Here is a 13,243-nt window from a genome sequence, read left to right as displayed (position 1 = left end):
TAGGGCGTATGTTTAGAGATTTGTTCATACGAGAGAATTACAAAATGTATAGTCATACCCGTGCAGGCGAGTATCTTTAGGCTAGTACTTATGATTTATGAGATTCCCATCTACAAGAGAATGATGGAGTGAAATAGAGGGAGAGACGAGGTGAATAGTCCTAAAATTAAATTACCAAGAGGTAATTGTAATTTTTTTATCTAAACCATTGTTCATTTTTGATTTTATCTTTTCAAGATTTTCGGATGTTTGTAAACCTGATTTTGCATCAGAGTGCTGTATTACATGGCTAGAATTAATTAGAGCATATTTGATAGCCTCTTCTATAGGCTTATCTTTATAAATATTTGCACAGAATGTTGAGCTAAATGAGTCACCTGCACCAAGAGTGTTAACAACGTTATTAATTCTCAAAGATTCACTATGGTATATTTTGTCTTTAGAAGCAGCATATACACCATTAGCACCATCTGTAACTACAATTATTCTTACACCTAAATCTAAACAGATTCTAAAGAAATCTTTAAGTCTAAAGGTAGAGTTCAAAAAGTCACTCTTATTACTGTCAAGAGGAGTTTCCAGCCTATCTTTTGATTCTATAATATCTTTGTCATCAGATGACAAAAGTGACAACATCAGTTTTTGAGCTTCTTGGAAATTTAAAACGAGAATATCTATACCAAACATTGAATCTTTGATAAAACTTTCACCAACGCTTAGCTGACTAGAACCTGGGTTTATGGCTACTTTTGTGTTGTTATCCGCTGCTAATTTGACTATCTCTGGTAGTCTAGCAGCAGATGATTTGCTCAGCGACGTGATATAGATAAAGTCGCTCTCTATAATTGCTTTGGATGGTAGGTCATCTTGCAAAATATCTTTGTTAGCACCCCTATAGGCAAAAATTGTTCTATCTCCACTTAGAGTGGGTACAACGTAAGATGTTGCTGTACCATAACTGTTTGAATAACGAATGTTAGAAATGTCAATACCGTGTTCTTTAAGTTCGTTAGTTATTTGTTCACCTGCAATATCTTTGCCAATCTTTCCAAAGAAACTAACGTCTATATTTTGTTTCTTAAAAGAGACTGCCGCATTAGTTGCTCCACCACCTGAAAAAGATTTTTGCTCAGTAACTTCAATTTTAGCTCCTTCTTCGAGAAGCATAAAAGATTGAGTTGTATCCTTTTTTTGCATATTCATAGTGAACATTTCTTCATATTCTATAATGGTGTCAAGAGTTGCGCCACCGATTGTTAGAGCTTTGATCTTTTTCATTTCACAGATACTTGAAAATTAATAGTAATATTTACCGCATAGCATACCATCAATTACAATAAGGGTAAATAATATTAACTGCGTATCAATTTATATGCTAAAAATAAACCTTTTTTATAGAAAAATGTTTAATAAATTAGTATTATTTTAACAAAATATTATTATGCATAGTTTTTATAAATTTTATAAAAGGAGAATTCCAAGATGCCGTCTAAGCCAGTAAAAAAAGATCACCGTGGGTATATTATGCCAATTGGTGGTGGAGAAGATAAGTTTGCAAGCCCAACGGTACTAGAGAAATTTGTTGAGCTTTCAGGTGGAAGCGACGCAAAGATAGCTGTTATTCCTACAGCATCAAAACTGCCAGATACAGGAGATATATATGTTGATATTTTCTCTAAAATGGGAGTCAAAGATGTTTATAATCTAAAGATTGAAACTCGCTTAGATGCGACTACTAATAAAGATTATCAAGATCAGCTTGCTCAAAGCACAGGTATCTTTATGACAGGCGGGAATCAACTTTTACTTTCTACTACTCTTGGTGGTACCCCAATAGCACAGCTTATTCGTAGATTAAATGCAAAAGGTGTAAATGTTGCAGGTACTTCTGCTGGTGCGGCCTTTATATCTGGCTTTATGATTGCAGGTGGTCAGGCAGGTCTTATGCCTAGGTGCAATATGGTTAACCTTGCTCCTGGATTAGGTTTAACTAATAAATTATTAGTAGATCAGCATTTTTCTCAAAGAGATAGATTAGGGAGGCTTCTAGCTGCATTATCATACAATCCTTACATGGTTGGTGTTGGTATTGATGAAGATACATCAGCATTACTAAATTCTGAAAATGTGATTGAGGTTGTTGGTTCTGGTATGGTAACTATTATAGACTTCTCTCACCTTAAGCATTCATCACTACATAATGCTCGCAACAATGCTCCTATTAGTTTAGTTGATATTCGTATGCATATGCTTTTAGAAGGTCAAAAGTTTGATCTTAATACTTGTCTTGTAGAGTTCTAATACTTTATTTATACCTAATTTATTTATCTTCTAATCTTTTAGCCAGTTTCATTTATATTTGTTGTGTGACATTTTAAGTATCTTAGATATAATCGTTATTTAATATGGAGTGATAATTTGAAACTGGAGCTATTATGCAAAAAATTATAATTCATGGTGGGTGTGGAGCTAGAGAAGATAAAAACACATCATTTGGCGACTATCACCAACGTTTATTACCAATTGTTCAAAAAGCATATAATTACCTAAGAGATATCGACGATGCAAACGAGGCTGCAGTGTTTGCAGCTAAACTTCTCGAAGACGATGAGATATTTAATGCTGGTACAGGTTCAAGAGTTCAGCAAGACGGACAAATTAGAATGTCTGCATCTATAATCGATAGCGAAAAACAAAAGTTTGCGGGTGTAATAAATATTCAAAATATAAAGAATCCTATAGATGTTGCAAATAGATTAATGCAACAACATCATAGTGTTTTGGGTGGGAATCAAGCTACTACATTTGCGCATGATGTCATGGGTTTAGCAGAATATGATCCAATGACTAAAAAAAGATATCAAGAATATTTAGAACTTAAAAAAGGTTACACAGGTACAATAGGAGTTGTAGCTTTAGATTCTAAAGGCAAAATCTGTGCAGTTACTTCAACTGGAGGAGCAGGCTTTGAATATCCTGGTAGAGTAGGCGACAGTCCAACTGTTGCAGGTAATTTTGCGAACGAATGTATGGGTATATCATGTACTGGTATTGGCGAGCATATTATCAATCAAGCAGTAGCTGCAAAAATAGCGACAAGAGTCAAAGATGGGATGTCATTATCGCAAGCAATAGATAAATCTATTGCTGAGAGTGATGTTTATGGAGATTATGTTGGTCTTATAGCTATTGATAAAAAAGGAAATATTTGTTCAGGATCGACATCTGTAGCACAGACCTTATATGCTTATGCAGATGGAAATGATCTAAAAACTTTTTATGAAGAAAAAATGTAATAAAATACTTATAAAAGTGTTGACTTAAACATGTAGGTGTATGTATAATACTCGTCATTGGCCTGATAGCTCAGTCGGTAGAGCAGAGGATTGAAAATCCTCGTGTCGGTGGTTCGATTCCGCCTCAGGCCACCATTAAGTTAAGATTGTCGGAGCATAGCGCAGCTTGGTAGCGCATCTGGTTTGGGACCAGAGGGTCGGGGGTTCAAATCCCTCTGCTCCGACCATTTTTTGATGCGTCTGTAGCTCATCTGGATAGAGCATCGGCCTTCTAAGCCGAGGGTAGCAGGTTCGAATCCTGCCAGACGTGCCATTACAATGTAAATTAGCAATTTGTAATGGTGGTTGTAGCTCAGTTGGTAGAGCCCCGGATTGTGATTCCGGTTGTCGTGGGTTCAAGTCCCATCAATCACCCCAGAATATTGCGGACGTGGCGAAATTGGTAGACGCACTGGATTTAGGTTCCAGCGGGCAACCGTGGGAGTTCGAGTCTCCCCGTCCGCACCACAAAAATATCTATTTATTTTTAAATATTCACAAAGTTTTTATCATATCTATTTTGTGATTGAAAAGTCATATATTTAAATATAAAGTATAATTCTCAAATATATAAACTTTTTTATAATAAATGAATCGTTTTTCAAAAAGACACGTTTTTTTTGCTTCAGCAAGTACGATTGTTGAATGGTATGATTTTATGCTTTTTGCTTACTTAACACCTATCATTGCAAGCGTGTTTTTTCCAGATTTTAGCAAATATACTGCTATATTGATGACTTTTGGTGTTTTTGCTGCGGGCTTCTTTATGGGTCCTATTGGCAGTATGGTTATGGGGAGTTTTGGTGACCGTTTTGGTCGCAAAAAAGCCTTAATTATTTCTGTGGTTATGATGATATTACCAATATTTGTAATCGCTATACTTCCTACATATCAAAGTATTGGAGTATTGGCTCCAATTATTTTGGTTGTGATGAGGCTACTACAAGGGTTTTCTATTGGAGGATCTTATGGTGGTGTTATGGTTTTTATGATTGAGTCTACGAAACCAGATCGAAGAGGGTTTATTGCAAGTTTTGCTACGATGTCTTCAGGTACGGGAGTGTTTTTAGCATCATTAGTCGCAATGATTTTATTTGGGGTATTTAGTCATGAGGTTCTTGAACTGTGGGGATGGAGAGTGGGGTATGTTATTGGGCTTGTTCTAGCATTACTTGCTTTAGTAATGAGATTGCTTATACCCGAAAGTAATTCTTTTGAAGAGTTAGAGGCTCAAGGTGATATTTCAGTAAAGCCTGTTAGGGAAATGTTTAGTATTCAAAAGAAACCTCTCTTTTTTGCAATTGCTTTGTCTGCGTATGCGAACATTATGTATTACTTGGTTCTATCTTATTTGAGTAATTACTTTGTTGAATTAAATTATTCTGAGTTCTTCTCTTTAGCTGTGGTAACCATATTTAGTTTGATATTCTCTTTTTCAGCACCTTTGTGGGGATACTTGAGTGATCGTTTAGGCAGGAAGCCATTGGTCAAATTTTCTATTATAGTTTATTTATTTTTTTCTTATCCTAGTTTCATGATTATGGGTACAGGAACTGCAGCACTTGTACTTTCAATGATTGTTCTGAGTGTACCGTTAATGGCTGTATGGGGAGCTTATGGTGCAGCGGCGCCAGAGTTATTTAGTACGAAGTATCGTTATAGTGGTAATGGTCTAAGTTACAATATTGGTAATTCATTTTTTGGAGGTACAATCCCATTTATTGCAACGTCGCTAGTTGTGTCTACAGGAAGTTTATTAGCTCCGGCATGGCTTTTGATTGTGGCTTCAATATGCATGATACCTGTAGTATATCTCATGCCTGAAACAAGACATCTGGAAGTTTAGTGAAAAATAAATTTAGTTTTCTCGTTCTGTATATTTATTAATCATAGTGTTATAATTATTTTTGAATTTTGTTATATACGGAGTAGATGCTTTGGATTTTTGGTTAATTATAATAGTATTCATAATTTTATGTTTGTACCTGATAATAGAGAATATTGTACATAATGCTAGTATCAAAAGCATTCCAGTTAGAATTCATGTAAATGGCACCAGAGGTAAATCAAGTGTTGCAAGGTTAATTGCTGCTGGAGTTAGGGCTGGAGGATATAGAACTGTAGCAAAAACTACCGGTACATTGGCTAGATATATAGATGTTGATGGATCTGAGACGCCAGTTTTTAGGATTGGTTTCAGTAATATTGCTGAACAGGTTAAAATTATGTTTAAAGCAAGACGTGCGAAAGCAGATGCTATAATAATTGAATGTATGGCTCTTCAACCATTACTTCAATCGTTGTGTGAATTGAAATTGATTAAAGCAACTCATGGTGTTTTGACTAATGCTCGCCCAGATCATTTAGATGTTATGGGTCCAACTGAAAGAGATGTAGCAAAAGCTTTAGCTGGAACAGTTCCTGTAAAGTCTAAGTACTTTACAGCAGAAGACGTGCATATTGATTTTTTTGAGTATGCTTGTAAAGATAGAGGTACAGAGCTTGTTGTAGCTACAGCAGATGATGCTGAGTTAATTTCAGAAGAAGAAATCAATAAGTTTGTTTATTCTGAATTTAAAATTAATGTTGCTCTAGCTTTAAAAATAACTGATGATCTAGGGATTCCTAGAGATGTCGCACTTAAAGGTATGTGGGAGGCTACTCCAGATCCTGGTGCTATGACGGAGTATAATTTTAATATTAAAGATTCTGAAATGAATTTTGCTAATGCTTTTGCTGCGAATGATCCTGTCTCAACTAAGATGCTTTGGGATAAACTTTATGAAAAATATAAAGAGTGTGATAAAAAAGTTTTAGTTGTAAACTGTAGAGCTGATAGAGAAGATAGATCTAAGCAAATTGCAGAAGCTATACTAAATTGGGAAAAACCAGACCTGGTTACTCTTATAGGTACTGGTACAGATGTATTTGTTTCCTTTTATAAAAAATACTCTAAATCTTTAGGTATTAAGCCTGCTCAAGTTACTGTGTGTGAAGATATGCAGCCTTTAGAGATTTTGGAAAAGATTAATGCCACACAACCCGCGGGCTCATATATGCTTGTAGGAGTTGGTAATATTAAAGATATTGGTATGAGCTTAGTTGATTATTGTGATCAGAGTCATAAGCAAAAGCATAATTTATAATTTTTTAAAATAAACAGGAGAAAATATGGATCCATTAACGCTCTCGATAGGTATTGGTCTTATTGTTGGTTTAGTTTTTGTATCGCTTTTAGGTTTATCTACAGGTGGTATGGTTGTACCAGGTTACTTTGCACTAGAGATGGGTGCTCCTGACAGAGTTATAGTAACTATTATTATATCAATCATAATCTTTGGTATAGTTAGATTTATGTCAAAATTCATGATTATTTATGGTAGAAGAAGAATTGCTATAACAGTCCTTTTATCATTTATACTGGGCACAATTTTTAATATATTGTTCTCACAATATCTGACAACGAGTTTTTATTCAAATCAGATTCAGGTTATAGGATATATTATTCCAGGACTTATAACTTTATCAATAGATAGACAGGGTCTTATCGAAACAGTAGGATCTTTATTGATTGCTTCTATTATTATACGTTTGTTATTAATAGTTTTAATTGGACCTCAAATAGTAGGAATATAATATGAAAACGATGTATTGGCACCGTAAATTTTTATCTAGGTATATCATCTTATTTTTAAGTATTTTTATGATTATATCTTTATACATAGTTGAGAAAAACCTAGTTGTTGAAACTAAGGGTTACACTCAAAAATTGCAAGCAGCAGAATTGACAGAAAAAGCATTCAATTTGACTCAAAGATACTTTATGTCAAAAGGGTATCTATGTAGAAAGATGGGTGATGTCTCTTGTACAGGGCTTATAGGTTTATCTATGACTGAGATTACTACAGATTCTGGTGATTTGTATGCAAAAAGATCTTCTGTCAACCCTAATATGGCTGCTATATTTGTTAGTTGGTTAAGCCAGCTCAATCTAAAAGAAGGCGATACAGTTGCATTACAAGAAACAGGGTCGTACCCTGCATTAGATATAGCTATGTTATCAGCTATTAAGACATTGAAGCTTAAGCCTTTAATTATATTTTCAGCTGGAGCATCGCAGTTTGGTGCAAATAGACCAGGATTTACATGGCCTGACATATACAAGAACTTAGTTGAAAAAGGAGTTTTTGATTATGATGTTATAGGTATTACTTTGGGAGGTTCTCATGATAATGGTTATGGAATGACTCCTGGTGCTATACTTAAATTAAATGATGCGATAAAAAGGAATGACTTTAAGGTAATTAATATTCCATATAAAGATTCTACAAACACCTCTGTTGCAAAGCGTCTTAAAATGTACAAAGAAGCTGCAGGCGAGGATAGTATAAAAGCTTACGTAAATGTAGGTGGTAATATGGCTTCTATTGGTTTGAAGCAGCCAAAAGTAAAAGTTGAAGACTCTGATAAGAAGTCAAAGAAAGATAAAAAACCAACTACTAAAAGTTCTGATGAGCAAATTCTTAAACTACATAGTTTCCCTACAGGAGTAACTACTAAGCTCCCTCCTGAATATAGTAAAGTGAACTCTGTAGCTGTTAATTTCTTGAAAGATGATATACCTGTAGTAAATGTTAGAGATATAAACTCTAGTATCATTAAAACATATGGTATGACTTATAATCCAACTACTGTAGTTCCACCTGGACAGGGGGCTGTGTTCTCGCAGAAAAAATATAATACTACATTAGCAGCAGCATTACTTATTATTGATATTGCATTGATAGCCTTTATGGCATTCATTTCAAGAAAATATTTAATTTCTTTCAAATCAAAGTAGTTATAAATTGCTTTGGTCTTAAATTCAATTTATCATTTAACTAGATATTATTAAAAAATATTGGTTAAATATGTTTTGTTTTTATAGCCTAAACCATTTAATTTCTAAATATCTTCCTATTGAAGAAAGAGTTAAGATAGCTAGAGCATATATATTCGGTGCTGATGCTCATGAAACTCAAGTAAGAAGTTCAGGAGAGCCTTATTTTACTCACCCTGTAGCTGTAGCTTGTATACTTGCTGAACTTCATATGGATGTTGACACTATTATAGCCGCATTGCTACACGATGTAGTTGAAGATACTGATCATACAGCAGAGGATATTGCTAACTTATTTGGAGATAAAGTAGCAGAACTGGTTGAAGGAGTAACTAAGCTTACACAAATTAGGCATAAAAACAAAATAGAGCAGCAAGCAGAAAATTTTCGTAAAATGCTGCTTTCGGTCACTAAAGATGTAAGAGTCATTTTTATTAAACTTGCTGATAGATTGCATAATATGAGAACACTGGCTCCACTAAAGCCAGAGAAAAAGCGTAGGATATCTAAAGAGACTTTAGATGTATTCGCTCCTCTAGCTCATAGGCTAGGTATCAACACTCTTAAAGAGCAGTTAGAAACTCTTGCATTCGAAGGGATGAATCCATACCGTTACCATATATTAGAAGAAAAAGTAAAAAAAGTAGAAAAAAATAAGGAAAAAGTTTTTCAGCAAGTTAAGGATGCATTGGTTGATAAGCTAAGTGGTATTGTTATCGATGATGGTATCAAAGCACGTAAAAAAACCTTATATAGCATTTATAATAAAATGCGTAAAAAAGGTATCTCATTTGATGAAATTATGGATATGTATGCTTATAAAGTTATTGTTCCTAATAGAATTGATTGTTATGTTGCTCTTGGTAAAGTTCATGAGCTTTATAAGCCTATTCCTCAAAGGTTTAAAGATTATATTGCTACACCAAAAGCTAATGGCTATCGTTCTATACATACAGTTGTTTTAGGGCCATATAACATACCTTTAGAGATACAGATAAAAACAAATAATATGGATCGTCAAGCGGAGTACGGTATCGCAGCTCATTGGAGCTATAAAATAAGCGAGAAAACTAACAAAGCATTGCAAAGATGGCTTAAAAAGATATCAGATATAAATGTTTATACAGCTAGCTCAGTTGAGTTCTTAGAAAATGTCAAATCAGATATATTTAGTAATGATGTGTTTGTATTTACTCCTCAAGGAGATATCGTTGAGTTACCTATTAATTCTACATGTATAGATTTTGCTTACTTTATTCATACAGATATTGGTAATAAATCTATATCTGCTAGAGTAAATAGAAAGCCAGTACCTCTAAATTATCGCTTAAAACAGGGTGACAATATTGAAATTGTAACCTCAGCTGTTGCTGATCCTAACCCTGCTTGGTTGGAGTTTGCAGAAACTAGTAGGGCGAAATCAGCTATAAAAGATTTCTTGAAGCAACAATATAAAAATATAGATTATATTCGAGGAAAAGATATTGTAGAAGGGGAGCTTAGATTACTTGGTGTAGACTTGAGAGAGGTTCCTAATGAAATTGTAGATGGAGCTTTATTTAATTATGAAGGAATAGATACTATAAATCGTTTTTATTTAGATACGGGGCTTGGCTTAATTGATCCTAATAATTTTATCGATTTTATTGTTAAAAACTTCAATGATATGCGTAGTGCTTATAAGAAATCATCTATGTCTAAAATACAAATTCGCTATGGAGATGATTCACGTATAGCAGATTGTTGCTTACCATTACCAAATGATGAAATAATCGGTATTGTTAACGATGATGGCAATGTTGAGGTGCATAGAAAAAGCTGTAATGAACTTTACTCTAAAACTAAAGATGGGCAAGTAAAACAAATCAATGCTGACTGGTTTACAAATGCTGATGATGATCCTAGTTTTAGAGCTAGACTTTCTATTACTCTCAAAAACATTCCAGGAGCTATAGCTAAGATAACGGCTACTTTTGCAAGAGAAGGAGTGAATATTAGAAGCTTTGATATGATGTTTGTTGACAAAAAGCATGCGAAACTTGCTTGTGTAGTAGTTGTCAGGAACAGAAGAGAGTTATATTTACTAATCCGTTTAGTAAGAAAAATAGATGTTTGTGTGGATATTGAGAGAATCTTAAATAAATAAATAAATAAATTTTATTTAAATGTTAGTCCTAGCATTAAAAGCATGGATTAATGTTTGTTGGTCTAAGTATTCTAATTCACCACCAAAAGGGACGCCAAATCCAATTCTAGAGATTTTTATACTTTTATCAATCATTTGGGAAATAAAGTGAGCTGTTGTCTCTCCCTCTACGGTAGGACTAATTGCCAAGATGATTTCACTGATATCTCTATCGGTAATAATTTGCTCTAAGATATCAAGTTTAAGCTCGTTTGGTCCGATACCATCAAGAGGAGATATTCTACCATTTAGTACAAAGTACTTCCCTTTGAAAAAACCAGCTTCTTCGATAGCAATCAAATCTAGCATACTCTCAATAATACATAGTTTAGATTCATCTCTACTTTGGCTACTACAAATTTGACAAATGTCTTCTTCTGTAAGAGATTGGCAGTATTTACATTTTTTGATGTTTTCAGCCGCATCTAAGAGTGAGTTAGCAATTGCAACAGCCGTTTCTGGAGACTTATCAAGCAGGTGTAAAGTGAGTCTTTGTGATGATTTTTTACCAATAGTTGGTAATTTACGTAAAGACTCCATTACAGCAGTGATTTTAGGAGAGAATATCTTACTGTCCATTATTTAAAAGGGAAGTTAAATCCATTAGGTAAATCTATACCGGCATCCTTTGCCATTTTACCAATATCTGCAGAAGATGAGTCACTTTCTACTTTTTTCACTGCACTATTTATCGCTGCTGCGATTAGGTCTTCTAGCATTTCTTTATCTTCCGACAGTAGAGAGTCATCTATAGTGACTTTTTTAACATCATACTTACCAGTCATTATTATGCTAACAAGTCCAGCTCCAGATTCACCAGTTACTTCCATATTTTCACGCTCTTCTTGAGCTTTTTTCATTTGTTCTTGCATTTTTTGAGCTTGCTGCATTAGCTTTGACATATCAAAGTTCATTTTTAATCCTTATTTTTTATTCAAAATTTCTTCTACAGATCTTAATATCTGTTCACTAGAGTCTTTTATCAATGTTTTTTTTGCTTTTTCTGATAATTCTTGGAGTTTATTTTTATCATCATAAAGTGGCTTTATTATATCTATTAAATTCTCTAAAGTCATTTGATCTTGTCTGAGACAGAATCCTGCGTGATTCTTTACCATAGTTTGAGCATTAAAAAACTGGTGATCATCTACAGCTGATGGTAATGGTATAAATATTGCGGGGACGCCAGCTATAGCAGATTCTGAAACAGTTAGAGCTCCTGCTCGACAAATTAGTATGTCAGCCCACTCATAAGCTTCGGTCATATTTGTTATATATGCAGATATATCCTTAATATGACCTTGAGGTACTTTGTCATAGCTCTTTTTAGTGGCTTCAAAAGATAGCTTACCTGTTTGGTGCCATACATTTATGTTTATCTTTTGTTTAGCAGCATTGATAATTAGCTCTGGTATAATCTCATTTATACTTTTAGCTCCTTGACTGCCTCCTAAAATAAGAAGATTTAATTCACTGTTTTTAGTTATATTTTTTACTTTACTATTAAGATTAACAATATCGTCTCTAATAGGGTTACCAACAATCTTTGTTTTTGCCATCTGTTTAGAATTAAGTCGTTCATGTATATCCTGTATCTCGAAGGCTAAGCATATTTTTGTTGCAAGTTTAGCTAGTATTCTGTTGGTTAAGCCAATTTTTGCATTTTGTTCATGTATTATTATAGGAATATTTTTTTGTGCAGCAGCTAGGCATATAGGCCCAGATACATAACCTCCAAAACCTATAACTAAGTTTATTTTTAGTTTTTTGAGTATCTTACGTGCTTTTAGAGTGCTTGATATAAGTTTAAATGGAAAAGTTATTTTTCTTATAATCCCTTTGCCTCTCACTCCAGAAGATTTAATATGTTGCATGTTAAAGTGTGTAGGTACAATTTCTGCCTCCATACTATTAGGAGTTCCAACCCATATCACATTAGCTTCGTATTTTCTTAATAGTTCAGCTACTGCAAGAGCCGGATATATATGTCCACCAGTACCACCAGCGGTAATAATTATGTTTTTGTTTTTCAAGCTCATAAATACCTACAAATTAACTTTTGATTTTCAAATTAATTTTAAAGGATTTTTATGTTATTATCATCTATTAGCTAAAATATAAAGATGTTTTGTTAAAGAGGAATTATGGCTGAAATAAATCAAAACTACTTATACACAGACTCTAACTTATGGGTTGAAATCAGGGATAATACTGCAAGAGTAGGAGTAGATGATTATTCTCAAAATGAGTTTGGAGAAATCGTTTATGTTGATTTGCCTAAATTAGGTAATCAATATACAAAAGATGATGAAATTTGTGTAATAGAATCTGTTAAAACGGCATCAGATATTTATACACCTCTATCAGGGAAGATTATAAGTATAAATAAAGAGTTGATAGATAATCCAAAGTTGATTAACCAATCGTGCTATATAAAGGGATGGTTGTTTGAAATTGAGATGTCTCAACCTGGAGAGGCTGAAGAATTATTACTCCCTGAAGATTACAGGAGTCATGTTGAATAAACTCTTTTTATTTATTTCTATATTTTTACTTATATCATCTGGTCAAGCTAGTGATGAATACCTTAATTATTGCAAAATATATAATCCTAAAAAAGGTATAGAGTATGAAACTCATACCAAAATATCTTTAGACTTTTGTCTTTACTACTTAGATAAGTGTAACAAGAAATATAATAATAAGTGCAATGCAAAAATGAATGGTTATCAGGGTCTATATAATACGAATAATGCATTGGCAACAATGCACCTTATATATCGTGATAATCTAGATAATCATAATAGTTAATAAGAGCTATGTAAATATGAATAATTTTATATG

The 13,243-nt window shown here is 33.6% G+C and carries 13 protein-coding genes and 5 tRNA genes; 14 read left to right on the top strand and 4 right to left on the bottom strand.

Annotated elements, in window-relative coordinates:
- Nucleotides 1-171 precede the first annotated feature (171 nt).
- Entirely contained in the window at nt 172-1,278 is a 1,107-nt protein-coding gene (locus F3D59_RS07715; RefSeq protein WP_150464408.1) for a carbohydrate kinase family protein, read from the bottom strand.
- 204 nt (nt 1,279-1,482) lie between these two features.
- Between F3D59_RS07715 and F3D59_RS07710 the strand changes: the two genes are divergently transcribed.
- The 12 genes from F3D59_RS07710 to F3D59_RS07655 all read left to right on the top strand — a co-directional run bounded on the left by F3D59_RS07710 (nt 1,483) and on the right by F3D59_RS07655 (nt 10,360).
- Complete coding sequence (locus tag F3D59_RS07710) at nt 1,483-2,301, top strand: cyanophycinase (protein ID WP_146421981.1); 819 nt, start codon at nt 1,483-1,485, stop codon at nt 2,299-2,301.
- A gap of 134 nt (nt 2,302-2,435) precedes the next feature.
- Nucleotides 2,436-3,296, top strand: coding sequence for an isoaspartyl peptidase/L-asparaginase (locus F3D59_RS07705; RefSeq protein ID WP_150464407.1), 861 nt, complete (start codon nt 2,436-2,438; stop codon nt 3,294-3,296).
- Nucleotides 3,297-3,355: 59 nt separating this feature from the next.
- Nucleotides 3,356-3,431, top strand: a tRNA-Phe gene (locus F3D59_RS07700).
- A 15-nt stretch (nt 3,432-3,446) separates the two neighbouring features.
- Nucleotides 3,447-3,523: transfer RNA gene (locus F3D59_RS07695), tRNA-Pro, on the top strand.
- Between the two features lie 9 nt (nt 3,524-3,532).
- Nucleotides 3,533-3,609 (top strand) — tRNA-Arg (locus F3D59_RS07690).
- Nucleotides 3,610-3,637: 28 nt separating this feature from the next.
- Nucleotides 3,638-3,713, top strand: a tRNA-His gene (locus F3D59_RS07685).
- Nucleotides 3,714-3,720: 7 nt separating this feature from the next.
- Nucleotides 3,721-3,803: transfer RNA gene (locus F3D59_RS07680), tRNA-Leu, on the top strand.
- A gap of 121 nt (nt 3,804-3,924) precedes the next feature.
- The gene (locus F3D59_RS07675) at nt 3,925-5,181 is read left to right on the top strand and encodes an MFS transporter (protein ID WP_150464406.1); all 1,257 of its coding nucleotides are present in this window, start codon (nt 3,925-3,927) and stop codon (nt 5,179-5,181) included.
- 91 nt (nt 5,182-5,272) lie between these two features.
- Nucleotides 5,273-6,481 (top strand): poly-gamma-glutamate synthase PgsB, encoded by a 1,209-nt coding sequence (gene pgsB / locus F3D59_RS07670; protein ID WP_150464494.1) that lies wholly within the window; start codon nt 5,273-5,275, stop codon nt 6,479-6,481.
- Nucleotides 6,482-6,506: 25 nt separating this feature from the next.
- Nucleotides 6,507-6,971: a poly-gamma-glutamate biosynthesis protein PgsC gene (gene pgsC / locus F3D59_RS07665; protein ID WP_149368463.1), complete on the top strand. Its 465-nt coding sequence runs from the start codon at nt 6,507-6,509 to the stop codon at nt 6,969-6,971.
- Between the two features lies 1 nt (nt 6,972).
- Complete coding sequence (pgsW, locus tag F3D59_RS07660; RefSeq protein ID WP_150464405.1) at nt 6,973-8,175, top strand: poly-gamma-glutamate system protein; 1,203 nt, start codon at nt 6,973-6,975, stop codon at nt 8,173-8,175.
- Nucleotides 8,176-8,245: 70 nt separating this feature from the next.
- Entirely contained in the window at nt 8,246-10,360 is a 2,115-nt protein-coding gene (locus F3D59_RS07655) for a RelA/SpoT family protein (RefSeq protein WP_150464404.1), read from the top strand.
- 15 nt (nt 10,361-10,375) lie between these two features.
- Here the strand turns inward: F3D59_RS07655 and recR are convergent, their stop codons facing one another.
- From recR to murG, 3 genes are read right to left on the bottom strand one after another with little or no spacing between them, the layout of a single operon-like run.
- Entirely contained in the window at nt 10,376-10,978 is a 603-nt protein-coding gene (gene recR / locus F3D59_RS07650) for a recombination mediator RecR (protein WP_013922890.1), read from the bottom strand.
- Nucleotides 10,978-11,313 (bottom strand): YbaB/EbfC family nucleoid-associated protein, encoded by a 336-nt coding sequence (locus tag F3D59_RS07645; protein ID WP_146421985.1) that lies wholly within the window; start codon nt 11,311-11,313, stop codon nt 10,978-10,980. The genes recR and F3D59_RS07645 overlap by 1 nt, the downstream gene beginning before the upstream one ends.
- 9 nt (nt 11,314-11,322) lie before the next feature.
- Nucleotides 11,323-12,438: an undecaprenyldiphospho-muramoylpentapeptide beta-N-acetylglucosaminyltransferase gene (gene murG, locus F3D59_RS07640; RefSeq protein ID WP_150464403.1), complete on the bottom strand. Its 1,116-nt coding sequence runs from the start codon at nt 12,436-12,438 to the stop codon at nt 11,323-11,325.
- Between the two features lie 105 nt (nt 12,439-12,543).
- Between murG and gcvH the strand changes: the two genes are divergently transcribed.
- Both gcvH and F3D59_RS07630 read left to right on the top strand, forming a co-directional pair.
- A complete protein-coding gene (gene gcvH / locus F3D59_RS07635; RefSeq protein ID WP_150464401.1) occupies nt 12,544-12,924 on the top strand; it encodes a glycine cleavage system protein GcvH in 381 nt (126 codons plus the stop codon).
- Nucleotides 12,914-13,210 carry a hypothetical protein gene (locus F3D59_RS07630; protein WP_041263714.1) on the top strand — a complete coding sequence of 99 codons (297 nt, stop codon included), beginning with the start codon at nt 12,914-12,916 and terminating at the stop codon, nt 13,208-13,210. Before gcvH ends, F3D59_RS07630 begins: the two co-directional genes overlap by 11 nt.
- Nucleotides 13,211-13,243: the final 33 nt, after the last annotated feature.

The sequence above is a fragment of the Francisella sp. XLW-1 genome (genome assembly GCF_008711455.1).
Lineage (GTDB): Bacteria > Pseudomonadota > Gammaproteobacteria > Francisellales > Francisellaceae > Francisella > Francisella salimarina.
This window is presented reverse-complemented; position numbering and strand designations above follow the sequence as displayed.